Source organism: Halorubrum miltondacostae (assembly GCF_041379815.1).
GTDB classification, from domain to species: Archaea; Halobacteriota; Halobacteria; order Halobacteriales; family Haloferacaceae; genus Halorubrum; species Halorubrum miltondacostae.
On the sequence record NZ_JBEDNY010000002.1, the window covers coordinates 530,587 to 554,868 of the forward strand.

The following is a 24,282-nucleotide window of genomic DNA, read 5'->3' on the forward strand; positions in this document are numbered from 1 at the left end:
GAGGAAACGCGCAACCTGAATATCCACTTCGTGGAATCCTTAGCTTTTACCGCTGGGAGGAGATCAACAGGCGCCTCTATTATAAAAAACCACATGGTTGGTGAACGGTCGTATCGTCTCGTAAACGCCCGTTTAACGTATTCTACACCCGTTTACTCCGCAAATCCGTTATTATGGCCCCCTGTGTGAGCTGAATCGTCAGCAATGACGAACCACCACAGACTGCTAAAACGAGTCGAAACAGCCTATCAGGCAGCTGGCTACACAATCGAAGCCACCAGTCAAGTCGACCAGCGAGGTCCAGTTGACCTTCGCGTGTCCCGTGCGGGACAGCAGACTGCTGTGCTTGTCACCGCCAGCAACGTGAGCAAGCCGGGAGTCGTGCTTCAAACCGTCGACCAACTCACGGGCCCCTCGAAAAGCGTCCACATCGTAACCACCTCGGCACAACAGGCCGCAAGACTGCGGTCGCTTCTCGAGCGTCCAGTCGTGACGTCGACGGCAGCCGGCGCAGAGTGCTACTTCCACTCAACCCCGTTCGCCCCGGACGGAAACGAGCGGACCTGTAGTGAGCCATGCGTGTGGGTCACAACAACTGCGGAGCAACCGGTACCTGTCGAACCCATCCTCTCGGTTGAGCTCTTACCCACGTCCGATCAAAAGGCCGACCGCAGAAACCCACCCCAGGAGCGCGATACCGACGAGGATAAAACCCAGTTCGAGAACGACACCACCGGCACGGGAGTCACCCAAGCCGAGCGCTGGAATGGTGCGATCGAAACAGGGCCTCGTTATGATGCGTGGATAACTGAACACGACGGACGCTGTCCGCCCGCGGAACGACGGTCGCTTCTCCGGACACCCGTCGTTCCACAGTCCCCATCGGACGGCGAGCACACCACGGTCATGCTTCTCAAGAGCGACCTGACGCGCAAAGCGGACCGGCTCGCCACGATCGAACGCAAGCGAACGCACAATCCTGCCGTGACCGCGGGACAACCGGATACCCCGAACAGCCGACCGTTCACCGCAGTCCACCTACTCCCGCGAACGGACTGGAACAGCATCGTCGACACCGCATCAACCCACCCGTAGTAACCCAGAATGTCAATACAGGTAACAAAGAAAGAAAACCCCTGGGCTCCGGGGTCAGCTGACGAGCCCGAGGGGCTTCCAGAACCAACAGACGTTCCAGAGCATCAAACAGCGGTACACTCGACCCGAGGTGGGGCAAAACAACGGAAAAACGCAATCCGCGTCCGACTGCCACGAGACCCACAAGCGCGTGCGGATCTGCCAAACGACATCACTGGCGTTCTTGTGTGGATTATCGCCGACGTGTGTAGTGAAAGCTGTATTGAGAGCCTCGAAATCCTCATCTATCCCGCAAAATACGGGCTGGAGTTCGTCCTCCACCCGCGCCCGTACGGGCTTGACGGGAACAGCGATACCCAATCGACACTCGATTCAGCTGAAAAAAAGACCTACGCGCAGCCACTAAGCAAGCTCAAACAATCGGTGAAGCGCCGCTACCCGGCCGCTGTAACCGCAGAAGTCGGCCACCTCGATCTTGAGCCTGTCGGGTTGTCTGATGTGACGACGACCCGTCTCTATTCACACAAAGACGGCAACAGAGAAACGCCGGGCAACAGCAAGACAAAACCGCTCAAAGCGCTGTTTGACGCGTTCAGAGCGAATCATGACCCGTTCATCTACCAGGTCATTGTGAGTGGGAGTAATGGACAGTATAACGTGTGTGTTCGCTGTGCGACCTACCGGCCAAAAGATACCTACACCGGCGACCGTGGGTTTGCGAGACTCGTCGAACACGGGAAGCCATCGGACCTCTCGCGAGTGTTCGCGCCCGGAAACGTCACGTCGAATCACGACCCACGGCTCGCAGCCGGCCTCTGGAAGACGAGCTACACCAAGCGCGTCAACGGCCCCGATAAATACCGCGTTGAGTACAACGACGAACGGACAAACCAGTACACCAGCCGCAGAGAAGTACAAGCTCTCGCAGACCGAGTCCGCGAGATTATGCTCGGCAAACGCGAACACCGCCGGCTCATGTCGGGGGATACAAGTACAGAACACTTCCTCAAAGAAGACTACAAGCTCTATGGCTGGTTCTCGGTGTTTGAAGCGCAACTCGCACCCTTCGTTCAGACGGTCACCGACAGATGGAAGACAAACCCCTGGCGTGACGTCGAGGGGCGATCAGCGCCGGTGTTCCACTCGACTGAGCCGATCACAATCGAGACCGAAGCCGAGTTCGGGTATGGCGAGGGAACGACCGACGCAGCGGCTGGTGACCCGAATGTCCAAAACGAGGGGAACCTGCCACACCGGAGCTATGAAAACATCGTCGAGCGGAGCTTCACCGAGGGGGGTGATGACATCGAGAAGGTTGAGCAGACAACAGAATCGCTCCCAGACCTTCGGATTCGGACCGAAGAGCAGTTCATCAAGAAGCTTGGAATCCCTGTTTGCTCGACAATCGTCGCCTACGAAGTCGACGATGAAAACACCACAAAGCCCTCGAACACGCTCAAAAACGCTGAGCGGGCCATCGCTGCTGGCCGGCACGTGATCTTCGGGTTTACCCAAGATCGCGTTGAGCGCGGCTACCAGCATCTCAGTCGCGGCTACAAAAAGAAGACGCCCGATGGGAATGGAGCAATCCTGTATAACCGGACTGACCTGGTGCGGGTCGTCGATGGACGCAGTCTCGTCCGCCGCGGAAGCGGCAAGACCACGTATGAACTTCGTGGCACAGAACTCACCGTCACTGACGACGCCGGTGAACTCGTCAGCGGACACGCAAGCGAAGACGTCAGCACCTTCGACTGGCCAGTCGCTGGTGAGACAACCGACGAGGCTGGTGAACCTGCCGGGCGGTGTGGGTACTATCGAAAAGCCGACGACGGGACCCACCGCGTCGAGACTCGCGACGGGACCGCCATCATCACCTACAGCGAGAAGAAGGCGTTCCTCGCTGACTGGTGTCGGATCTATGAACCCCACATTCCCATGGGGTTCGGCTATCTCGATCACGTAACGGTCACCTATCTCGACGAGGAGACAAACCAGATCGAAGTGTACGACCCCACCCCAGAGTGGGCGACCTACGAGCGACAAGAAACACAGAAAGCGGGCTTTGCGGCCTTCTTCGATCAGTTCATCGTCGCCCGCGATGGCCCAGAACTCACCTACGACGCGCTTGAGGAGAGGTTCGCAACTTGGTTTGAGGGTCACTCGCAGTACGATGCGCCAGTCAGATCCGTCATTGGTGGGTACCTCCCTGCGGAGTTCAAAGACGCGAAAACCGGCGGGACAGGGAACGCCTACAAATACTTCGACGGGTACGACTGGCTATTCGACCCGACGATCGACTCGCCACATCAAACGGGCCCGCCGGCTGATTACGACCCTGATGACCCCGAAGGCACCAGTGAAACCGACAGCGATGACGCTGCAGAAGATGACAGCGATGCTGGTGGCGAAGACGACGATGACGGTGCAGAAGACGACAGTGGCGTTGACGACGGTGTAGAAGATGACAGCGACGACACGAGAGCAGACGACGAGAAAGATGACGGCGACGACGACGCTGCGGGAGACGGCGAGGAGCCCGGCGACGTTGCCGAAGATGATAGCGACGACGCCACAAAAGACGGCGAAGATCCCGGCGACGGTGTAGAAGATGACAGTGACGGCATCGAAGAAGACGACGCCGAGCAAGATGGTAGCGATGACACGAAAGCAGACGGTGAAGACGCCGACACCGCTGAAAAAGCCGGCGACGACTCCGACGGCACTGTGGAAGGAGCTGATTCGTCCACCGACGCTGCGGGGGACACTCTGAACGAATCTGACGCCACCAAAACAGCAGCTGACGTCGACGAGCTCAACGACGCTGTAGAAGCCGACGTCGACGACACGAACACAACTGACTCCACCCCTGCTGTCAGTTCCACCGCAGACGCCGATGAGAGCGCGCACGCAAGCGCCAGCACCGACCCCGAAGACACAACGGGCGTCCAACAGACGCTCACTGGCGCCACTGAGGAGCGTGATGCTGGTGAGGACACGACTCCCGACGAGGGAGACGACGCTCCCAGCACAGACGACGCCTAACTACAGCCCGCTGTGTGAGCACCACAGCGACACCACCTTTGTGACCCACCGACACGAATGACAGATCCCACCTGGCAAGCGATCGAACTTGCCGTTGACCCACGACGCGCCCGCCCCCGACACGCACCCCCGTTATCGACGGTCATCGCCGAGATCGTCCATACCGCGTTGTGGACACACGACTGTGGCCCGATTAGCTATCTCTCACTGCCAGGCGTGTCCCGACACCGAACCTTGTTGTGGGCTGGAAGCGCCCCAATAGAGCCACGCTCACCGGCAGGCGTTGAATGTACGAACAGCACCGACGCAACAAGAACACTCGCACAACTCGCGGTCACCGCGAGTGAAGCGACAATGGGGGTGAACATCGTGACGATCGATCCACGCCCGCTTGGAGCCACCAGTGCGTTCACTGAACGCCTGCTTGCGAGTGAGCCAACCGCACTGACAGCGACTACAACGCGGGAACCGTCGCTTGCGCCCCTACTCGACGTGTCCAGTGAGTATCCGTCCGCGCTCAGTGTTGTTGCTGAACGCGGCACAGACACGACAGAACTTGCGGTTCGCCGCGTCGATTTTAGGCCGAGCGTTCAAGTGACGGATCGAGACACGCTTGCGGAAACGCTCCCCACGCCGATGAGCGACCGCCTTGAGAGCCCAGACACCCTCACCAACTGGGAGTTACTCAACAAACACGGCTGGGAGTACATAACTGAAAAAGCCCTCCCTGCGAACCCGACGCTTGTCCGGCAATCATACACCACTGCCGACGAGACAGCGCCAAACCGCGCCCTCGCAGTGGCAGGTTCAACAGCTGAGTACGCCCAACTGTGGACACGCACTCCCAGTGATCCCCTGACAGCCGAGTATCAGACACTTGGTGTCACCGGCCGATTCACCGCAACTGGATCGACGCTGCCAGCGTTTTTTCCCGTTGACACACAGCTCTATGCGACGTCACTCTGGGAGCACCTGAACTATCGGGGCCCACCACAGATTACGCCGGTAACGCCGGTTGTCGTGCCACCGGGTATGCGGCTTGCCGAGACGGACCCAACCGTCCAAGCGAGTCATCGCCCAGCTGTGACAGACGACAGTGCAGATCCGTTTGTACAAAACGTCATCCGGTGGTGTTGCGAACGCGGTGAGACGATCACCGCAGTCGAGTCTTCCTCACCGGCGGTGTCATTTCACCGGACGACAGTTGATGGGACAACCACGCTCGTGTATCTCCCTGTTGGGGGGTCGGTTCACCCAGGCCGGTTGCTCGCGGCTGTCTGGGATGCCCACTATGACCCGGCCCTTGCGGGGCTCACGGTGTTTACTCGGTCAGACGCGACCGCACAAAACGTAACAAGAATCCTTGCGCGACCATTTGACTCGCCGACAGATTCGGTGACACCGTTGTATCAACAACCACGATTGCTTAGAGATGCGGTTGGCACGGCAGTCTGTGACGCCGAGTGCGCTCGCGAGACGTGGACTGTAACGCCAACAAATGAACTCCGGTGTCTTGTTGACGATACCTGTCTAATGCGTGGGCAGTTAACCGATTCACTCGATACGCTTGCGAGCCAGTGTCGTCGCGTCACGGCGACAGACACGGGGGCAACCATCCACCATCCAGATGGGACCACAACAGCAATTGACCGGGAGACGGCCCGTGCCACGCTCCGCCCACTGTCTGTGCCCGCCCGGCCAGTCCATCTCGCAACCGGGCGCGAAACAGCGACCGTGGTTGTCCAAGACGGGGCCGAGTTTCGCGATGTCCGGTGGCCAGCAGCGACGACTGCTGTGTGCTCGCCTGACCGTGAGGCGTTTATCACCCGTTTTCGAGAGACGTATACTGTTTCTGACCCGGACGCAACACTACACTACCACGAAGGACTTCCAGAGATGGTCGCATACGGCAGACAGTACGCTGCACAACCACCCCACCCACTTGGGTGGGCTGCGTTCGCCAAGCAGTACCGAAACCAACAGGGCCACACCCCAACCGCTTCAGGGCCACTCAGGGGGCTGCGGCTTCGATATCTACCGCCCGCTCGCGAAGCGGTGTTTGCGGCTCTGTCTACCGACTAGAGGGGATGTTCGGTCTCCTGTCGGCTTCCCCTACTGACTGAAGCCATGGGCGTGTTGGGTGTTGGTGTGAGCTACCTCGGTCAAGTCGACAGGAAAAACGGACTCCCGCAGTGGCGTGTCCTTTCAGAAAGAGAGAACAAAATGCTCCACCGCTGATCAGCGATCGTGTTCATCAGAACCCAGATCTACAGCGTTCGTCGAGTGATTCTCGCGACGATTTTAAAATGTTTGGGAAGTGATATACAGACAAACGCGTGCGGGCGGTCCAGGCAGTGAGAGAGGCACGTCGATTGACATGCCACCGAGAGGGTTCGCTGTATCGGAGTCGCTATCGGAGTTAGACGGGGGTGAGAGGGGGGTGATTGTGGGTGAACACCAAAGAGCCCCTAGACAGATGGATCGATGTGCCGTCTCCGAGTTAGAGGGGGTAGATCACCGACTGATAAGAAGAAGAAGAGGGTCCTAACGGAATGGAGTGCTGTCGCAACGGATTGTGTCACAAGCAGGCGGAGCCAACACCGTAGGACTCCCCGGTGGGCCCACCAACCAAAGGCGATCGTGTATGACAACAAATGGGTAGATTAGTCGCGTGAAAATATTGGCAGACAATCGGTGGCTGAGAGTGTTGATTAAATTCGGCTCGCAGTTACACCGGAAGTGAGCCAATATATCAGATCAAATAGTATTGCGTGCGGGGCGATTCAGCGAGGAGAGATCAAAGGATGTTTCAGTTGTCTTGGTTAGTTCGCGTGTCCGGTCATTTGTGATAGATCTCCTCAGCGGGGCACGCAATACGTTGAGCGAAAGGAAACGAAGAGTGGCTGACCTACGGGCGGATCTGCTGGCCTCCGCGCCGGAGGGGTCTCTCACTTCTCACACAGTCGGTGGGGGATCTGGTCTTGTTCTTCTTCTTATCAGTCGGTATCTTAACCCCTCTAATCATCCCCGTCTAGCGGTTTTCGATACTACCCTCTACCTGTCTATGGACTCCCTCTAATTACGGGTCTAACTAGCATCGCCGTCGACAACTGCTCTCTTGGCGTGCCCGGCAACCCCAGTGACAATGTCGAATACGCTAACACACCCGCAGCAGCGCTGTCCAAACCTACTTTCGCTCTCGCCGCTACCCACTGGGAGGAGAGACGGTCTGTGACGACCAGTTCGATTCGATGCGGACGCCCATAGTCGTTGACGGCTGGGGGGCGATCGAGCGTCGTGACGGGATATTAACCGGCAATCCCGAAATCGCCGCCGACGACCAGCACGGCGCCTTCCAAGCCTTCCGCCCGCCGTTCGAGGACATCCACCAGTACGTCACCCAGTATCTCGACGATCGCTAGCCCGACGACTCCCGTCCGAGCCGTGTCGCCCGTTCGACATTGGCGAGCGTGTCCACGTCCCGTTTGCCTCTCACTCCTTGAGCAGCGACCGGACCCGGTGGACGTAGCCGTTCGCGTCCCAGCTGTGAGCGTCACCGACCTCGTCGTGCGAGGGAGACAGCCGTCGAGCCCATCACCAACGACCCTCAACGACCATCCAGAACGGCTTGTTCACCGGTCGAATGCTTATTATATTACTCAGGTAATACGCTGGTAATGAGTACTGACACGAGTCCGAACGACGATCCGCAAAGTGGGCGAACGATCACGCTCACGCAGGCGGACGACGGCTGGTGGGTCGCCCGTGACGAGGAGACGGGTGTTGCGAGCCAAGGTGAGAAGAGACAGGACGCCCTCGACAACCTCGACGAGGCAGTCGCGCTCCACAAGGGAGAGGTCGGCGAATCGATCGATACTCGGGAGCAAGAGGAGGACGTACTCGAGGAGCTCGGCATCGATTCGGATGAGGTAGCGACGGCTCGTGATGAGCACGATGGTCTCCCCGAATTTATGTAGTGAATCGAATGGCGTCACGCGATTTCTCCCGCGCGACGTCGTCAAGGCACTCACGAAAAACCGCTTCGTCATTGTTGACCGAACTGGGAGCCACGTCAAGCTGCGGTACGAGCACCCGACAAACGACGATGATGTCCGCGTCGTTTCTGTACCGCAACACGACCGGATCCGAATTGGCACGTTACGCAACATCGCAGCGCAATCCGGGGCGGAGGACTTCGAGAAGTGGTGTCAGTGGATCGACCAGCAGTGCTGACATGCCACTCGATCAATCACCTGAAAAATAGCGTAATTGTAGTCAACTTCCCACGCTCCCGCCAACGGCAGTTTGAGGACGGGGTTTAATAGCTTCCAGCGAGGGCAGGTCAACGGAGCAGTCGCCTGACGACGTTCATCGAGAAGAACCGTTTTCAGATAGTTATTCTAGGAAACTATTTGTTTCGCGCCCACGTAGCGTCCAACATGACCGACACGTGGGACAACGTCAATGAGCAGGTCAAAGCGGACTGGAAAGATGACACCACGCCGTTCGAGCGGGTGTACGAAATCGTCGAACAGACTCACGACGGGCAATCGGCCGCCGAGATCGCTGACCGCGCGCTCGTGAGCGAGCCGACGGCGCGTCGCCACTGTAAGGCGCTCGTGAATACTGGGTTCGCCGAGACGGAACTAGACGGCCAAACAACGCTGTACAAGCGCAACAGCGACCGAATCTTGATGTCCCGAATCCGTGAGTTGCGTGAGGAGGTCAGTCGGTCGGAGTTGCTCGACAGTATCCAAGAGATGAAGGCCGAGATCCGGCGCTACGAAGACCGCTACGACGTGGTGTCACCGGAAGAACTCGCCCAGCAACTCGAGGCTGACGAGACGGAGGGCTGGGATGACCTCACGGCGTGGCGCACGACGCGGCAGAATCTTGCCGTCGCGCAAGCCGCACTCGCCTACGACGAGGCGAGCTACCAGCTCGCCGTATGAACGATGACGACCGTGCCGGCGAGTTCGGGCCGATCTATCTCCCAGCGCTCCAGCGGGTCCGTGACCGCTGGCTCAAACTTGAGCCGTTAGTCGACCAAACAGCGTATGATGACGTCGTCGCTCCCACGGAACTACCTGACTCAAGGAGAGAGTCCCGGCCTTTAGTGCGGGCGTGAATCCGACACTCCACTTCACAACCACGTTCGACGCTTACTCCGGGGTATCCTCCCTAACTTTCTTTTCTCCCTCAAGGAGCAATCCCTTCCATGTCAACCCACGATGTTTCTTCAGTTGCTTCAGTCGTTCGTACTGTTCGTCGTCATCGAACTCGATGCGAATTGCGATCATATAGTATCACATGAACGGAACAATTATGTGAGTTACGGTATAACCAATCGGTGATGAAGCGGGCCAATACGTTCGATGTGATTCCGCAGTCCAACGAGGACGAGGAGTTGCTTCGACGCCTGTTGGACGCTTCTGCCGCTCTCTGGAACGAAATCAACTACGAGCGCCACGAACACTATACTGACCCAGACGGAGACGTATGGGACATCAGCGAGTATCGCGGTCGCTACGGCGGAACACTCGGTGCATCCACGGTTCAACAAATCGAACGCAAGAATCGTGAATCGTGGAAGTCGTTCTTCAGCCTCAAAAAGAAGGGCGAAGCCAACGGCAAACCCGGCTTCTGGGGTAACTCGGAAGACGGCAGAGAACTCCGCACGTACATCCGCAACACGTCATACTCTGTTGAGTGGGGCGAATACTCTCGTCTTGAAATTCTCGTCGGTCAAGACCTGAAAGACGAGTACGGGCTTGGACACCGCGAACGTCTCCGCCTCGAAGTTCGAGGCGAACCCAACTGGAAGGAGTACGACAAGCAGGGCCGATTGGAGTTGTTCTACAACGAGCAAGCACAGACGTTCAGGGCCTTTCAGCCAGTCACAATCAGCGAAGACCATTCTCGACTGGCACACCCACTGGCTTCGGAAAAAGCCGCTCTGGATATTGGTGCGAACAACCTCGTCGCCTGTACAACCACGACCGGTCAGCAACTCCTGTATGAAGGGCGTGGCCTGTTCGAGCGATTTCGCGAGACGACGCGAGAAATCGCCCGCCTCCAATCACTCTTGGAGGACGGCCGATACAGTAGTGACCGAATCCGACACCTGTATGACCGGCGCACGAAGCGACGTGACCACGCTCAAGATGCGCTCGCTCGTGACCTCATCGAACGCCTGTACGAGGATGGCGTTTCGACGGTGTACGTTGGGGCGCTGACGGACGTGCTTGACACGCACTGGTCGGTAGAGACAAACGCGAAGACACACAATTTCTGGGCGTTCAGAGCGTTCGTGAACCGACTGGCGTGTACCGCCGAAGAATACGGCATCTCGGTGGAAGTGCGGTCTGAGGCGTGGACGAGCCAGGAGTGTCCGAACTGCGGTTCGACTGAGAATACGACGCGCCACCGCGACACGCTGACGTGTTCGTGTAGCTTTGAAGGACACGCAGACCTCTCCGCGTCAGAGACGTTCCTTCGGCGGCAGACGACGGTAACACGGTCGATGGCACGGCCTGTATGCCTCAAGTGGGACGACCATAATTGGTCAGAGTCACCACGCTCAGTTCCCAACGAGGAGCATACGAACCCGCAAGTTGCCTCCGTGGGTCGGTAACCGATACCCCCCAGCGCGAGGAAACCTCGCCGTTCACGGCGAGGAGGATGTCATAGATCAGTCTCAGCGATGGCCTTGGCGACACCGAGAGCGCTCGGCTCGATATCCAGTGGAGCGAACTCGGGATGTATTCGTTTCACTACGTCGATAGCGACGGCGTCAACTGGCGCTTTGATCGCCACCCGAACACACTCCCCTAAGATCCATTTTCACCCTCCGCCCGAAGCCGCGACGGCGGACGCCGAATCGTCCTGTATCGACGTGACTGAGGTGTCACTCGTCACTCGTGCTGTCCATGCGATGTGGCGAGCAGCGTACGAGAACGACGACACCGACCAGCTGAATAGCGCCTCAAACCCGCCGTGAGGCAGCAGTAGCGCATGGTTCGGTCAGCCATGTCGATATTCTGTTTGCGAGCGGCTTCGACATCCGAGTAGAGCGCCAATGCGTGCTTGATTCCAATGGCGAGCTACGGTTGATCGTTGGTGGTTCTCAAGAGAAACGTGCTGTTGGTCCGCTCAGATACCGAGATCACGGAACGTCCAGTCGGTCGGCAGGGTGGCGTCGAAGCTGGCCGCCTCGACGAGGTCACCGAGCGCTGTTCGACCGTGTCGTCTAACTCGAACGTGTCGTCGAATTCCTCGTGCCAGTCGTAGTACCGCGGCATCCCTGGCCAGTAGTCGTCCGTCTTCAGCCCATAGACGCAATCGAACAGATAGCGACGAGACGGCATATCGTCACGGGCGGGACGCGAGAACGTTCCGTCGATCGATTCGTCTCTCACTAACGCGTCGAGCAAATCGACCGCCGCGTCCTGGCCGGCGTAGACGGACCATAGCTTTCGAGAACAATGAATGAATATAGTACTATACCAAAGTACTATGTTCCGCTAGCCTGTCAGTGCCTCCATGAGCGACCGACACCCACCAGCTACGTTTACAGATATCAACGAGGCAGTCGGGACAGACTGGGAGTCTAACACGACGCCATACGAGCGCATTCGGCATGTCATTAGCCACACGTACAGCCCACTGTCGGCTGATACGGTCGCTGACAATGCGCGGACCGCTCCGAAGACCGCTCGAAAGCATCTGAACACACTCGCAGACGAGGGGTTCGTCGAGACGACACCCGGCAAGCACGGTAGTACGCGGTATCGTCGCTCGCCTGAATCACTAGTCGTGGAACAGGCGTCCGACATCCTCGAGCACGTTTCGACTGACGAACTCGTCGCACGGATTCAGGACATGCGCGAGCAGCTCACAGACTATCAGGCTGAATTCGGTGTCGAGTCCCCTGAAGAGTTAGCCGTCAGCCAAACGAATCAGGCGCTCGCCGAGTCCGGAGATCCACAAGCAGAGATCGATCCCGAGCGGATTCGTGAGTGGAAGACGCTCCGTCGGAACCTCGCGTTCGCAAATGCGGCCCTCTCGATCGATACCGCCGAGCAGTTTGTCGACGATGACCGTCGCTCGACTGATGAGAACGTCCCGGCCTGAGCGATGGTGAACGCTCCAGATCAACACGAACAGCATACGCTCCGTGGAGCGACAGACCGTCCGGCACTACTCACGATTCGTGACGTTATCGAGGAAATGGAGCCGCTTGCGACAGCTGAACTCGATGACTACCTTCATCCATCTGTCCTCGAAGTTGCGCTCGACGATGGACTGTGTACGGCCGACGCGGCACGGATGGACGTCCAGTGGACCACACAGGCCGACTACAAGTTCCATTATACTGACACAGAAGCGGTGAATCTTCGGTGGGGAAAGCATCCACATGCGGACGGCTATTTCAACGTCAGAGGGCTCAAACATTATCATCCGCCGCCGACTGCGAGCTCAAAACCAGATGAGGTCGAAGAATCCTGTATCAAACAGACTCCCGAAGTATTGGTCACTCGCGCCATCCTCAAACTCTGGCGGGTCGCCTACCACATGGATTCGTACGACCCGCTCAATACTGGCCAAAATCCGCCGTGAATTGTCTTGGGGCAAATGGTTCGAGACGCAAGCGTCTCGTCATCACGGAAGACGAAGTCTTCCGTACGACCCGGAGAGTTCCTGTGGGTTCCCAACTACGTTGACATCCTTGCCGCGCTGAACCCAAGGCTTTCTTCCCGATTCTGCTCAGATACCGAGGTCCCGGAGCGTCCAATCATTTGGCAGGGTGGCGTCGAAGCCGGCCGCTTCGACGAGGTCACGGATGCGCTGTTCGACCGTGTCGTCTAACTCGAACGTGTCGTCGAACTCCTTGTGCCAGTCGTAGTACCGCGGCATCCCCGGCCAGTGGTCGTCCGTCTTCAGCCCGTAGGCGCAGTCAAGCAGATAGCGACGATACGGCATATCGTCACGGGCGGGACGCGAGAACGTCCCGTCGATCGACTCGTCTCTCAGTAACGCTTCGAGCAAATCGACCGCTGCGTACTGGTCGGCGTAGAACGCGTGTTCGAGCGTCGGATTCACCAAGAAGATATCTTCCGAGACGCGGGCGTGGAGACGGTCGGCCACCGAGTGGTCGGGATGCCCGATTCCCCACCCGTACGCGTGGACTTCCTCCTGTGTGGTATCGGCTGTATCGCCGGCAGCGACTGCGACGGCATCGAGGTACTCAAGCGCCGCAACTGGAATCGCCTCCACATTCTCGGTCAACCGCGTGCGAATTAGATTCCGTCCCACAGCATTCGCGATCGTAGGTGTCACGAGCGGCAGCTCGTCAGTCGCAGTCGGATCGTGCACATCTACCACATTCTCGAGGAAGTTCCAGCCCGCTGATCGCGTCGCTTGATCAAGGGCGTCGCTAACGCGCTCGTGGTACGGCCAAAACATGTCTCGGTATGCCTCGCCGCCGTCGTCTTCCGCAAGCGCAGCCGAGAGTGTCGACTCGAACTCGGCGACTGCGTCGTGAAGGGCGTCTCTGTCACCCTCCGAGAAGCGGTTGAGTAGGGTATCAACTTCGGCGGCGGATCGCTTTCCTCTGTCGGCTGGCGACGAACTTGTGGATTGTGACTGTCCGAGATCCGCCGAACCAACGGATGTCTCTGACTGGACGTCCTCGCAGTCGTGGAGGCGGAGACGGGTGAGTGTCTCGAAGGACCCTCCGCAATCGTCGCACTCGTGAGGCATAGTCCTACTACAGGGATGGGGGCAAAATACGTTCCTTCCTCGAAGTACCATCCCCACTATTAGTAAACAAACTATTATAGTATAGACTATTGTAGTCTAGTTTCTAACTTCGGGAGATATATGTACCTCACACAACAAGCGACGGCATGGACCAGTTCGTCGACCGTATCGAGGAACTCGATCGGCTACAGACTCTTTATGAGAGTGACGCTGCGGAACTCGCAATCGTCTACGGGCGTCGTCAGATCGGCAAAAGCGAACTCGTCCGCCGATCGATCGCTGACCGCGACGATGCCGTCTACTACCAGGCAGTCCAAGGGACAGCGACGACACAGCTCAGGCGATTCGTTGAGGCCGCGGCGACGGCCTATCCGGATATTACGGCCGTCAAAGAGGAGTGGGAACCGCTCTTAACGTACCTCACCGATAGAGACGCCATCATCGTCATCGACGAATTTCCGTACCTCATCGAATCGAACGAGGGACTCCCGTCGATCGTTCAGCACCTGTGGGATACCGCCGTCAACGAGAGCCGGGCAACCCTCGTACTTACTGGCTCTGCGATCGGCATGATCCATACCCACGTCCTCGATGGTGGTGCGCCACTCTATGGCCGGGTCTCTCAGACACCGAATGGCCGCCTCGAACTCACCCAGCTGCCGTTTCGCTCCATCAAAGAGTTCGTGCCGACCTACACTCCCGAAGAACGGATGTTTGTCTACGGCGTCTTCGGCGGCACACCCCGGTATCTCAGCCCCCTCGATCCGTCACAGAGTCTCGGTGAAAACATCACGCGGCTGCTGTGTGATCCGGTGGGTCCACTCCACGACGAGCCCGAAACCGTCCTCCAGATGGAACTCACCGAGGTGAACACGTATTTTTCGATTCTGGAGTCGATGGCCAGCGGGAACCGCAGTCGAAACGAGATCGCGCAGGGGGCTGGCATTGAGAGTACCAACACCTCGTACTACTTCGACCGGCTGGAAACGCTCCAGATCATCGAGAAACACCATCCGGCGCTCGCTGACCCGGCACGCAGCAAACGGACACGATACCAGATTCGAGATCCCGTCTTCCGGTTTTACTTTCGATATCTCTACGGCCGCAGTGGACAGTACGAACTCTACGGTGAGAACGCGTATGGAGATCTCATCGAACCGGAACTGCCCGACTTCGTCAGCGAAACGTTCGAATCGCTCTGTCACCAAGCGGTGCCAGCGCTCTATCCGGACGTCCAGCTCACCCAGGTACCAAGCCAGTGGTGGTACAAACACCGCGAGATCGATGTTGTCGCACCAACCGACGAGTCAACGCTGATCGCTGGCGAAGCGAAATTCACCACCGCCCCGCTCGGTTATGACGTGCTCGCGAACCTCGAGGACGATGTCTCCCATATCGACTGGACACCCCCCGGAGGTGGTGAGCCCAGGTATGAATTCGCCCTGTTCAGCCGTTCTGGGTTCAAAGGGTCCGTCGAAGAGGCTGCGGACGAACGTGACGACCTCCGACTCTTCGAGCTGTCCGACATCGTTGCCGTTCTCGAGCGTCGCTCCGACCGGTAATTCTCGATATTTCTAGACCGGGAAAGATATATATCTATATCATTCGAACAACGCCGTATGGCTGAGGACGAATCGAAGGCGGAATCATCACCGCCCGACACGGAGACCGCCGAACGGCAGTGGCGCAAGAATCGAACGACGTTCCAGCGGGTGTACGACTTGACATCCTCCCCGCGCTGAAGCGCGAGGATTCCCACGGCACCGCGCCGCTGAGTTGGGATATTGTGGTTTACGATGTGACCTGTTCTTGAGGTGCGAACGCACCAGTTTCCGTGTCAAACAGGTACGTCGATGGCTGTGCCAACCAGCCGTTACTCCTATTCACCGACATATTCGATGAACTCGGAGATACTTTTTGTCGAATGTTCTCGGCTCCGTTCACGTCCGCGTTCGCCGTCGTTCCACACTCGTCGCACACGTACAACCCACGCTCGACACGGTTTGCATCGCACTTGCGACTACAGCACGAACACGATTTCGACGTATTGCGCTCAGACACCTCCTCGACGGTGATGTCTTCCATCTCGGCCTTATACGTGAGTAGCTCCGTGAAGCGGTCGAACGCCCACGAGTGAAGATCGAGGTTCCCATGCTTGCCCCGGTTCTTCGACTCACCGTCCTCGTCGTCCTTGCGGATGCCAGAGAGGTCGCCGATCACTATCGTGCTGACATCTTCCTCAACACACCGCTCGACGATGTGTTTCGAGAGCGTGTGGAAGTAGTGCGTGCGCCGACTCGATTTCTTCTGATTCAGCCGTGTAGCCTGCTCAGAGTTTGAATCGTCACACCGCGCAAGCCGCTTGCTGAAGTAGTAGTCGTCCTGCTTCAGACAGTTGAGCGGATACAGCTCGCTGTGACCGTTCTCATAGGCGAGCGCGGCGAAGTTGTTGATCCCGAGATCAATGCCAACCGTCTTCTCGCCGGGCGACTCAGACACCTCAATCTCAACCTTACAGACGAAGTGGAGTTCCCACTCGTCGCCTGCCCACACTAACTTCACTTGTTGGACGTTCTCCACGGTGGAGAGATCAACGCCGGGTCGCGTCTGGTATGTACAGAGAATAAAGTCCGACCAATACTCCTTGAGGTTCGACCCTTGAGAGAGTCGAACGCGGTTGTACTGGGTGTCGAGTTTGAACCCAGCAGCTTTGAACGTCACCGTGGAACGCGGGTGTTCGTCGCCGTGTTTGCGGTAGCCGGGCGGGTTCGCTCTCGCATCTCCGTTACGTCGTTTGCCGTACCAGCCGTTGAACGCCTCAGCGAGTTCTTGAAGGACTCGCTGACTTGACTGCGAATGCAGGTCATCGTAACGTTCGTGCGACTTGAGGTAGGCGGTGAGTTCGTTGTGGTTTGGAATGTGACCGATTTCGTCCCAAATCCGGCTGCACGTCCACCGCCCAACGTTCCAAAGTTTCGAGCCTGCGAACCCGAGGGCATCAAGATCGTCAGACACCCGAGACTGATTCCGAATGGAAGCAGTATAGGTGCGTGTGACGACCTGTTTTGCCATACGTAACCTATGACAATAATCCTAGTTAATAGTAGCCATTCAGATGGTGTGGAATATCCAACCATGCTTTCGAGCAGTGGGCTGTGGAGGAGTTGTCGGATTCATCCCCGCGCTGAAGCGCGAGGCTTTCTCCTTGATTCTCCGTAAATCCGCACTTCGAACACCGCTGACTCGTGTACGCCGGACTCACCTGCTCGACCTCGATATCGAGTATCTCGGCTTTGTACTCGACGTACTCGTACAAGCGACGGAACGCCCACGCGTGGAAGCGCTTCGCACCAGCCATCCGATCGCGAATATCCGTCAGGTTCTCGAACGCGACGTGTGTACAACCGTGGTCGCGGGCTTCCTCGAGAATCTGGTTCGAGGCACGGTGGAGTTCGTCCTGTATCCAGCGGTGTTCGCGGTCGTCCATCGACTGGATCGACAGGTGCGCCGACCGCGTCCCCGTCTGTTGCATTGACCCCCGCGTCTTCTCGAACTCGCGGCGTCGATGGTTCAACTTGTCGGCGTTCCCGATAAACGCACCCGTAGACATCACAGCAAGCGAGCCGTCCACATTCAGATCGACGCCAAGGACTGTTCTGTGCTTGGCGTCAGAAGACACACCCGTGGACTGTTTGTGTTCGTCTGTGGTGCGGCGCATACGCGCGTGGAGGTAGAATGAGTCGGTCGAGCGGTCGTACTGGAGCGTGGACATCCGGAACTCGTAGTCCTCGTTCAGCAGATACTCGCCGATCGGTGTTTCCTCGGGATCATCAGGAATCACGTACTCACACTCGACACGCCCGTTTATTGTTGAAAGAGACACGTGATCGCGGTGGAACGTCGCAGAGCGCTTGTCATAGACGACGCTCCACGCGTCGAACTGTGGTTGACTGGTTGTCTCGCCCTTTTTGAGTCGGGCAACACCGCTTTTCGTCGCCTCGATAGCACGCCGGATCCCCTTCTGGACGAGGTTCGCAGTCAACTCCGTTTCATTGCGAAGGCGCTCATAGAGGGCGGTTTCGGCTTGTCGTTTCGAGGTGACGCAGTACTCGTCGGGGTGTCTCCACGCCCAGGCTGCGGTGGTGTTCGCACAGTGGAGAAACTGGTCTTTCGTCTGATGGAGGTCGTCACACCGCTCCGTAAGCACGTCGAGTTTGATTTTGACGGTGCGGATCACATCCCCCATCTGTACCTCACATGTTCATCTATTTATGTATAAATTCCACGGCGGGTGCTGGGGAGTCAGGGTGCTATCGCTCGTTGTATGTTGCGTGGGGTGTCGGATTCCTCCCACGGCTGAAGCCGTGGGCTTCCTCCTTGTTACTCTGTGAGAACGGTTGTACGGTAATCGCGTTTGAGTACTTGACCGACATCCGAGAACGGACTGGTGCGTCGTGGGGGCACAAATGGGCGTTCAACCGCCTGTACGACTACGTTGAGTACAAGGCCGAAGCACACGGGTTGACTGTCGAGCAGGTGAATCCAAAGAACACGTCTCGGCGGTGTTCTGAGTGTGGGTTCACTCACCCAGACAACCGAGACGGAACGCACTTCCAGTGTCTGAAGTGTGAGTATCAGAACAACGCAGACTACAACGCTGCGAAGAACATTGGTTTGCGGTTTCTCCGTCAGAACCAGACTGGGGTTGACGGAGGCGCACCCGTAGGCGTGCGCTTGAACAGCGGGATGGTGAACGTGAACGGCGAATATTCGCCTGCCGACGACTCGGCCAGAACGGGAGTCCACGCTGAAAGCCCACCCCTTTAGGGGTGGGTTAGCTTACTCGATTTGCTCAACTGTGAGCCGGCGCATCTCAATATCTTCAACTCGGGCATACCAGCCACCGACTGTGTGCTCGGTTTGCCCGTCTGTAATGACAATCGCAACCTGGCGAGCGATATCAGATAACTCCGGAGTACCGAGCACACCAGCAGCCTCCGAATATTTGAGATCACTCACTGTACCACTCACAGACACCTGCTCTCGTGAGGCCGTATCCACACCCTCAACAGTGACGTGGACCGTTGCCCCATCCGAGAGAATCGGCTCTAAATCTGTGATACAGTGGCGTAGATTTACGTACGTAATCGGCGGATGCTCCGCACGCCCGGAATAGACCGGTTCCCACGCGTCCCAGTGTGTTGTCTGAAAATACCGGTGAAACACGTGGGCAATTGGATAATTATCGGCGATTAACCCGTATGAGTCGCTCAACCAAGGGGTCTGTGGTGAGAAACACGTCTGTTCGCGGTCGCTGATAAGCACAAACGGTCCCGGCAACGTGCGGTAGCGGGCCTCAATAACCGCATCATCAAGATCAACTGATTCGGGATCAATTGGCGCGCCTTCGCTTGGCGGCAGTAGTGTCAGTTGCGTGTACACGCCACGCGATTTCGCTTCGATTAGTGCCTCCGCGAGCAGCTCAAACTGTGCTGGCGTCGCCGTTAACTGGATCTCGTTCGTCGCCTCACAGATAAACCGGGTTGCCTGTTCGTAGACGGTATCTTGCCGCTTAACGATCGTAATCTGGGCGTCTTCGACGCCAGGGCTCTCCCAGAGATCATCAATCTGCTCGGCCGCTTGGGTGAACGTTTCTGCTCGCTGCTGGAGTTCACCCGTCGCCTCAATCGGATCGAGGGCTCGTGCGTGGAGGTTATCCTGCTCGTACGTCTCAATATACCCCTGTGCCTCCAGTTTCCGGAGCACATCGTAAATGCGAGCGCGGGGGACATCTGTCGCATCAGCAATATCCACGGCGGGCGCCGATCCTAGCTTCAGCGTTGCGGTGTACGCAGCGGCTTGGTACTGGGATAGGCCGAGACTTTGAAGCGCCTCCTCGATTTGCCGCTCAGACATGCTATCTTACTACGAGCACTACGCCGAGTCTACTTAAACGTGCTCGAATTACCAGTAAGCCAACAACAACTACAGTGTATATTCGGCCCAAATTTTTATTATCAGTGACTTACAGTTTGAGCGTGGGGCCACAATGTCCATAGAAAACCATGAGGAATTTCGGTCACGGCGGGAGCTGCTCAGGTGGACGGGAAGTGCTGGCTCAGCTGCTGTGTTAGCCGCGCTCGCTGGGTGTAGTGGGGGGACCAACAGCGGCGATAGTGGTGACGGCGGCGACAACGGTAGTGATAACGGCGACGGTAGCAACGAGTACGCACCGATTGAGACATGGTCGAAAGAACAGCAGGCAGAGCGGCGGCAGATAATCAGCCCGATGGTCGAAGAGTTCGACCAGGCAGACGTCCAAATTGAGTTCTTCGACGAAGATAACATCCCCGAGGAGTTGTCAGCGGCGCGGGCCGCTGGCGATCTCCCGAACGTCCTCCAAGTCCAAGCCCAGACAATTCAGAACCTCGGAAATGAGGGCGTGCTCTCGACCGAGAGCGCTCAAGCCGTTATTGACGCGATTGGCATGGACGACCTCCGTGATGGGGCGCTTGAGTTTATGACCACGCCCGAGGGAGAGTATTTCGCGGTGCCACATGATGGCTGGGTCCAGGGGATCTGGTATCGCCAAAGCAAGTTCGATGAACTTGGACTGCCAGAACCAACCACGTGGGAAAACATTCGAGAAGCGGCTGAAGCGCTTCACGACCCAGACAATAACCAGTACGGCATCGGGCTTGGCACTGAAAACGCCAATTTCACACGGCAGGCGTTCACGCCGATTGCCATTTCAAACGGGGCACGTGTGTTCAACGAAGCCGGCGAGATCGTCTTCGACAGCCCTGAGATGGTTGAGGCGCTGGAATTTTACGTCGATCTGGCGCAAAACTACGGCCATCCGGGCAAACACGTCTACGATGCGACGCGGCAGACGTACGTCAACGAGAACAGCCACATGATCATGTGGTCATCGTATATCATCGATGACCTGCTTGAAGCGGAGATGGCTGATGACACCGCCTTCGCGCCGTACGTGCGCCGTGACACTGACGCCTCCTACGGGCAGGTTACCGGCTTCGGGATCACCGAAAGCGGTGACGACGCAGTCCAGCGGACCGCAGAGGCGTTCACCGAGTACATGTTCCAGCCTGACCAGTACGTCGAATGGCTCCACATGGCACCCGGTGGGATGCAGTCCGTCAGACAGTCCGTCTCTGAATCCGACGCCTACCAAGACAATGAGGTCCTGACCGCGTGGGAAGACACAGTCGCCACAATCAGCAGCGCCCTTGATAATGTCCAACGGTTTGGCTTCGTGAACGGGCAGTCAATCCCCGAGTTCGGACAGATTGCGAGTCAACTGCTCGTTGCCGAAGCCGTTGTCCGGGTGTACGAGGGCGAAGACGCTGAAACGGTCGCAAGCGAACAGGCCGAGGCGATGCGGCAAGCAATCGAGTAACCGCCTCGAGACCACTTTTTCTACTAATGAGTGTCCAAGACCGCGTGACCGCGCTTGTTGGCCGAGGAGGGACTGAACGAACACTCGAAGAGAAAGAAGAGCTGCTGGGCTATGCGCTGATTCTCCCGTCGCTGCTCCTTGTCTCTGTGATTATTCTGTACCCGCTGGCGTATAACGTCTACCTCAGCTTCCATGAGGTACCCCTCGCACCGGATGAGAGTGCCATCTTTGTTGGCGCACAACACTACGCTGAGCTACTCGGAAACCCAGCGTTCTGGGAGGCCCTCTACAATACAATTATTTTCACCTTTTTCAGTGACTTGCTCGCCACGCTCGGTGGGCTCTTTGCTGCCCTCTTGCTCAATCGGGCGTTCCGGGGCCGACGGTTGGTGCGTGGGCTCATGCTGTTGCCGTACGTCGCTCCGATCATTGCGGTTGCCTTTGCGTGGCGCTGGATGCTTGACCCCTTGTTCGGCATTGTGCCGTTCATTCTCAACAGCGTGTTGAATCTCAACTTAGGCACAATCGATCTGCTTGGCAACAGCAACTCGGCTATCTGGACCGTCATCATCTTCGACGCTTGGCGGTACTTCCCGTTCGCGTTCTTAATGCTGATTGCGCGCGTTCAAGCTATCCCCGAAGAGATGTACGAAGCGGCACGAATCGACGGCGCCAGCCGCTTTGCGCAGTTCAAAGATATCACGCTTCCCGAACTCAAGTACATCCTTGCGACAGTGTTCTTACTCCGTTGGATCTGGAATTTCAACAAATTCGCTGACGTGTGGCTGCTGACGCGTGAGGTGGAAACGCTGCCAATCTTCACGTATCAGACCGCGTTCGCGAACTTTGAGCTTGGACTCGGCGCAGCAATCTCGATGGTCCTCTTCGTGTTTCTGATCAGTTTCGTGCTGATCTACGTCAACACAGTATTAGAGTGGTAAGATGAGCACCAACACGATCACCCAATCGATCCGCGAATCGTACCTGACAACCAGCCGGGCGTTCAGCCGGCTGTTCCGCTCGCAGGAGATCAGTAGTAGTCGCTGGGAACGCGTTGCGTTCTACGCGAGTATCGGGCTCATGCTGCTGATCGCGTTATTCCCCTTCTATATTATGCTCAAAACGAGCGTGACACCGGACACGAACATCTACTCACAGGAGCCGCAGCTCCTCCCAAATGAGATGACGCTTGAACATTATCGCGTCCTTTTCTCGCCGGAGACGTTCCCCTTCATTACGTATTTCAGAAACAGCCTCCTTGTCTCAACGGTCACTGCCGGCCTCTCCGTTATCGTGGCCACCCTCGGTGGGTACAGTTTTGCTCGCTTGGAGTACCGTGGCCGCGGGCTCACCTCACGGTTGGTGCTTATTGTGTACATGTTCTCTGGTATCCTGCTTGTCGTGCCACTGTTTCAGGTCATGACCTGGCTTGGGTTAGTTGATACTCTGCCAAGTCTCCTCATTACCTATCTCGTCCAGACGTTACCGCTGTCGCTGTACATGCTTGGCAACTACTTCCGGAGTGTGCCCGAAGAGATCGAGGAAGCGGCGTTGATGGACGGCTACTCCAGACTCGAGGTGATTTACCGGATCACCATCCCGCTGTCGGCGCCTGCCATCGTGGCGGTATTCATCTACGCGTTCATGATTGCGTGGAATGAGTATCTCTTTGCGAGCGTTCTCTTACGCTCTCAAGGGCTGTTCACGCTCCCAATTGGGCTTGAAGCACTCAATCAGGCGTTCGAAAACGTCTGGGGCCAGCTGATGGCGGCGTCAATCCTCACCAGCATTCCGGTGGTAGTACTGTTCTTGTATCTCGAAAAGTACCTCGTTGAAGGGATCACCTTCGGCGCGGTGGAGGGATAACGATGAGCAACGACTCAGCGCCGCAATCTGGCCTCGCCACCGCCGACACGACGGCTGGGCAGACCGAACTAGTCAATGTCAGAAAGGAGTACGGCGACACGGTCGCCGTCGATGGCGTCTCGGTAGCCATTGAACCGGGTGAACTGCTTGTGTTACTCGGCCCCTCGGGCTGTGGCAAGACCACTACCCTCCGGATGATCGCCGGGCTTGAAACACCAACTGCCGGGACGATCCGGATTGACGGGGAAGACGAAACGCGAACGCTCCCGAAAAACCGGGATCTGTCGATGGTGTTTCAGTCGTACGCCTTGTATCCGCACAAAACGGTGCGGGAGAATCTGGCGTTCCCGCTCGCAAAGATGGATCTGTCGGCCAGCGAGCGAGATACCCAGATTCAGGAGGTTGCCAATCTTCTTGAGATAACAGATTTATTAGACAAACAGCCTGGGCAGTTGAGTGGTGGGCAGCGACAACGCGTTGCTGTTGGGCGGACCATCGTCCGCAAGCCACGACTCTTCCTGATGGATGAGCCATTATCGAATCTTGACGCGAAATTGCGTGTCCAAACGCGGAGTGAGATCCGCGATCTCCAGCAACGGCTTGGCACTACAACCGTGTACGTGACGCACGATCAAGAGGAAGCGATGAGTATCGGTGACCGGCTCGCAATCATGCGGAACGGCCAAATCGAGCAGATTGGCAGCCCGCGTGATGTGTATCACCACCCGGAGAATGAGTTCATTGCTGGCTTCATCGGCGATCCACAGATCAACTTTATTGATCGCGGTGGTGATCACAGCCTGTTTGAGGCAGTTGAACCGCCGCGCGCAGCCGTGCGGGCCGGGATTCGCCCTGAAGCACTCACACTCGCGCCCGAGCGCACCCAGCCGGTCAGTTTTGAAGCAACCATCACCCTTGTCGAGCCAGTCGGGCACAGCTACGAGCTCACACTCGACGCTGGCGGTGTCACGTTGACCGCGCTTATCGAGCGGTTACCACCAGATGTTGGGACAGGCGACACGCTGGCGTTTGGGTTTGCCCCGGCGGATGTGTACTGGTTCGATGATAACGGCGCTACCATTGTTGAGAGGTGA

General features: G+C 57.4%; 19 protein-coding genes and 5 pseudogenes. 18 read left to right on the forward strand and 6 right to left on the reverse strand.

Annotated features, from left to right (window positions below; translation table 11 throughout):
* Window positions 1-204 precede the first annotated feature (204 nt).
* The 9 genes and pseudogenes from ABNG04_RS08200 to ABNG04_RS08240 all read left to right on the forward strand — a co-directional run.
* A complete protein-coding gene (locus tag ABNG04_RS08200; RefSeq protein ID WP_371161641.1) occupies window positions 205-1,095 on the forward strand; it encodes a hypothetical protein in 891 nt (296 codons plus the stop codon).
* 225 nt (window positions 1,096-1,320) lie between these two features.
* On the forward strand, window positions 1,321-4,140 hold the full coding sequence (locus tag ABNG04_RS08205; RefSeq protein WP_371161643.1) for a hypothetical protein: 2,820 nt from the start codon (window positions 1,321-1,323) through the stop codon (window positions 4,138-4,140).
* Between the two features lie 3,251 nt (window positions 4,141-7,391).
* A complete protein-coding gene (locus ABNG04_RS08210; protein WP_371161645.1) occupies window positions 7,392-7,562 on the forward strand; it encodes an NUDIX hydrolase in 171 nt (56 codons plus the stop codon).
* Window positions 7,563-7,817: 255 nt separating this feature from the next.
* Window positions 7,818-8,117: a type II toxin-antitoxin system HicB family antitoxin gene (locus ABNG04_RS08215; RefSeq protein ID WP_371161647.1), complete on the forward strand. Its 300-nt coding sequence runs from the start codon at window positions 7,818-7,820 to the stop codon at window positions 8,115-8,117.
* Window positions 8,095-8,373 carry a type II toxin-antitoxin system HicA family toxin gene (locus tag ABNG04_RS08220; protein ID WP_371161964.1) on the forward strand — a complete coding sequence of 93 codons (279 nt, stop codon included), beginning with the start codon at window positions 8,095-8,097 and terminating at the stop codon, window positions 8,371-8,373. The genes ABNG04_RS08215 and ABNG04_RS08220 overlap by 23 nt, the downstream gene beginning before the upstream one ends.
* Window positions 8,374-8,579: 206 nt before the next feature.
* Window positions 8,580-9,092 carry a winged helix-turn-helix domain-containing protein gene (locus ABNG04_RS08225; protein ID WP_371161649.1) on the forward strand — a complete coding sequence of 171 codons (513 nt, stop codon included), beginning with the start codon at window positions 8,580-8,582 and terminating at the stop codon, window positions 9,090-9,092.
* Window positions 9,089-9,268: a hypothetical protein gene (locus tag ABNG04_RS08230; protein WP_371161969.1), complete on the forward strand. Its 180-nt coding sequence runs from the start codon at window positions 9,089-9,091 to the stop codon at window positions 9,266-9,268. The genes ABNG04_RS08225 and ABNG04_RS08230 overlap by 4 nt, the downstream gene beginning before the upstream one ends.
* Before the next feature lie 225 nt (window positions 9,269-9,493).
* Window positions 9,494-10,774, forward strand: coding sequence for an RNA-guided endonuclease InsQ/TnpB family protein (locus ABNG04_RS08235; protein WP_371161651.1), 1,281 nt, complete (start codon window positions 9,494-9,496; stop codon window positions 10,772-10,774).
* Between the two features lie 56 nt (window positions 10,775-10,830).
* Window positions 10,831-11,140 (forward strand): annotated as a pseudogene (locus ABNG04_RS08240) (toxin-antitoxin system TumE family protein); the annotation flags it as partial.
* A 19-nt stretch (window positions 11,141-11,159) separates the two neighbouring features.
* On the opposite strand, the pseudogene ABNG04_RS18045 reads toward ABNG04_RS08240, so the two are convergent.
* Together ABNG04_RS18045 and ABNG04_RS08245 are read right to left on the reverse strand one after the other, a co-directional pair.
* Window positions 11,160-11,231: pseudogene (locus ABNG04_RS18045) on the reverse strand (DUF7342 family protein); the annotation flags it as partial.
* Between the two features lie 61 nt (window positions 11,232-11,292).
* Window positions 11,293-11,600, reverse strand: a pseudogene (locus ABNG04_RS08245) (DUF8137 family protein); the annotation flags it as partial.
* An 82-nt stretch (window positions 11,601-11,682) separates the two neighbouring features.
* Between ABNG04_RS08245 and ABNG04_RS08250 the strand changes: the two are divergent.
* Together ABNG04_RS08250 and ABNG04_RS08255 are read left to right on the forward strand one after the other, a co-directional pair.
* On the forward strand, window positions 11,683-12,273 hold the full coding sequence (locus tag ABNG04_RS08250) for a DUF7342 family protein (RefSeq protein WP_371161653.1): 591 nt from the start codon (window positions 11,683-11,685) through the stop codon (window positions 12,271-12,273).
* Window positions 12,274-12,276: 3 nt separating this feature from the next.
* Window positions 12,277-12,759 (forward strand): toxin-antitoxin system TumE family protein, encoded by a 483-nt coding sequence (locus ABNG04_RS08255; RefSeq protein ID WP_371161655.1) that lies wholly within the window; start codon window positions 12,277-12,279, stop codon window positions 12,757-12,759.
* Between the two features lie 147 nt (window positions 12,760-12,906).
* Here ABNG04_RS08255 and ABNG04_RS08260 read toward each other — a convergent pair whose 3' ends face one another.
* Entirely contained in the window at window positions 12,907-13,902 is a 996-nt protein-coding gene (locus ABNG04_RS08260; protein WP_371161657.1) for a DUF8137 family protein, read from the reverse strand.
* 146 nt (window positions 13,903-14,048) lie between these two features.
* Here ABNG04_RS08260 and ABNG04_RS08265 point away from each other — a divergent pair, with 146 nt between their 5' ends.
* Window positions 14,049-15,464, forward strand: coding sequence for an ATP-binding protein (locus ABNG04_RS08265; protein ID WP_371161659.1), 1,416 nt, complete (start codon window positions 14,049-14,051; stop codon window positions 15,462-15,464).
* 57 nt (window positions 15,465-15,521) lie between these two features.
* Window positions 15,522-15,644: a hypothetical protein gene (locus ABNG04_RS08270; protein ID WP_371161661.1), complete on the forward strand. Its 123-nt coding sequence runs from the start codon at window positions 15,522-15,524 to the stop codon at window positions 15,642-15,644.
* 49 nt (window positions 15,645-15,693) lie between these two features.
* On the opposite strand, the gene ABNG04_RS08275 is transcribed toward ABNG04_RS08270, so the two are convergent.
* Both ABNG04_RS08275 and ABNG04_RS08280 read right to left on the reverse strand, forming a co-directional pair.
* A complete protein-coding gene (locus ABNG04_RS08275; RefSeq protein ID WP_371161662.1) occupies window positions 15,694-16,974 on the reverse strand; it encodes an RNA-guided endonuclease InsQ/TnpB family protein in 1,281 nt (426 codons plus the stop codon).
* Window positions 16,975-17,107: 133 nt separating this feature from the next.
* Window positions 17,108-18,148: pseudogene (locus tag ABNG04_RS08280) on the reverse strand (RNA-guided endonuclease InsQ/TnpB family protein); the annotation flags it as partial.
* Window positions 18,149-18,291: 143 nt separating this feature from the next.
* On the opposite strand from ABNG04_RS08280, the pseudogene ABNG04_RS08285 reads away from it, so the two are divergent.
* Window positions 18,292-18,736: pseudogene (locus tag ABNG04_RS08285) on the forward strand (zinc ribbon domain-containing protein); the annotation flags it as partial.
* A gap of 5 nt (window positions 18,737-18,741) precedes the next feature.
* Here ABNG04_RS08285 and ABNG04_RS08290 read toward each other — a convergent pair.
* Window positions 18,742-19,818, reverse strand: a complete 1,077-nt coding sequence (locus ABNG04_RS08290) for a TrmB family transcriptional regulator (RefSeq protein ID WP_371161664.1) — start codon at window positions 19,816-19,818, stop codon at window positions 18,742-18,744.
* Between the two features lie 133 nt (window positions 19,819-19,951).
* Here ABNG04_RS08290 and ABNG04_RS08295 point away from each other — a divergent pair, with 133 nt between their 5' ends.
* Genes ABNG04_RS08295 through ABNG04_RS08310 form a run of 4 tightly spaced genes read left to right on the forward strand, consistent with a single transcriptional unit; the run spans window position 19,952 to window position 24,282 of the window.
* A complete protein-coding gene (locus ABNG04_RS08295; RefSeq protein WP_371161667.1) occupies window positions 19,952-21,322 on the forward strand; it encodes an ABC transporter substrate-binding protein in 1,371 nt (456 codons plus the stop codon).
* A 44-nt stretch (window positions 21,323-21,366) separates the two neighbouring features.
* Window positions 21,367-22,263, forward strand: coding sequence for a carbohydrate ABC transporter permease (locus ABNG04_RS08300; RefSeq protein ID WP_371161669.1), 897 nt, complete (start codon window positions 21,367-21,369; stop codon window positions 22,261-22,263).
* Between the two features lies 1 nt (window position 22,264).
* Complete coding sequence (locus ABNG04_RS08305) at window positions 22,265-23,188, forward strand: carbohydrate ABC transporter permease (RefSeq protein WP_371161671.1); 924 nt, start codon at window positions 22,265-22,267, stop codon at window positions 23,186-23,188.
* Between the two features lie 2 nt (window positions 23,189-23,190).
* Window positions 23,191-24,282, forward strand: coding sequence for an ABC transporter ATP-binding protein (locus tag ABNG04_RS08310; protein WP_371161673.1), 1,092 nt, complete (start codon window positions 23,191-23,193; stop codon window positions 24,280-24,282).

Bases quoted from the DNA above. Each gene is read 5' to 3' on its own strand.
- ABNG04_RS08200 (WP_371161641.1), top strand. From the start codon at position 205: ATGACGAACCACCACAGACTGCTAAAACGAGTCGAAACAGCCTATCAG.
- ABNG04_RS08210 (WP_371161645.1), top strand. From the start codon at position 7,392: ATGCGGACGCCCATAGTCGTTGACGGCTGGGGGGCGATCGAGCGTCGT.
- ABNG04_RS08215 (WP_371161647.1), top strand. From the start codon at position 7,818: ATGAGTACTGACACGAGTCCGAACGACGATCCGCAAAGTGGGCGAACG.
- ABNG04_RS08220 (WP_371161964.1), top strand. From the start codon at position 8,095: ATGGTCTCCCCGAATTTATGTAGTGAATCGAATGGCGTCACGCGATTT.
- ABNG04_RS08225 (WP_371161649.1), top strand. From the start codon at position 8,580: ATGACCGACACGTGGGACAACGTCAATGAGCAGGTCAAAGCGGACTGG.
- ABNG04_RS08230 (WP_371161969.1), top strand. From the start codon at position 9,089: ATGAACGATGACGACCGTGCCGGCGAGTTCGGGCCGATCTATCTCCCA.
- ABNG04_RS08235 (WP_371161651.1), top strand. From the start codon at position 9,494: ATGAAGCGGGCCAATACGTTCGATGTGATTCCGCAGTCCAACGAGGAC.
- ABNG04_RS08250 (WP_371161653.1), top strand. From the start codon at position 11,683: ATGAGCGACCGACACCCACCAGCTACGTTTACAGATATCAACGAGGCA.
- ABNG04_RS08255 (WP_371161655.1), top strand. From the start codon at position 12,277: ATGGTGAACGCTCCAGATCAACACGAACAGCATACGCTCCGTGGAGCG.
- ABNG04_RS08260 (WP_371161657.1), bottom strand. From the start codon at position 13,902: ATGCCTCACGAGTGCGACGATTGCGGAGGGTCCTTCGAGACACTCACC.
- ABNG04_RS08265 (WP_371161659.1), top strand. From the start codon at position 14,049: ATGGACCAGTTCGTCGACCGTATCGAGGAACTCGATCGGCTACAGACT.
- ABNG04_RS08270 (WP_371161661.1), top strand. From the start codon at position 15,522: ATGGCTGAGGACGAATCGAAGGCGGAATCATCACCGCCCGACACGGAG.
- ABNG04_RS08275 (WP_371161662.1), bottom strand. From the start codon at position 16,974: ATGGCAAAACAGGTCGTCACACGCACCTATACTGCTTCCATTCGGAAT.
- ABNG04_RS08290 (WP_371161664.1), bottom strand. From the start codon at position 19,818: ATGTCTGAGCGGCAAATCGAGGAGGCGCTTCAAAGTCTCGGCCTATCC.
- ABNG04_RS08295 (WP_371161667.1), top strand. From the start codon at position 19,952: ATGTCCATAGAAAACCATGAGGAATTTCGGTCACGGCGGGAGCTGCTC.
- ABNG04_RS08305 (WP_371161671.1), top strand. From the start codon at position 22,265: ATGAGCACCAACACGATCACCCAATCGATCCGCGAATCGTACCTGACA.
- ABNG04_RS08310 (WP_371161673.1), top strand. From the start codon at position 23,191: ATGAGCAACGACTCAGCGCCGCAATCTGGCCTCGCCACCGCCGACACG.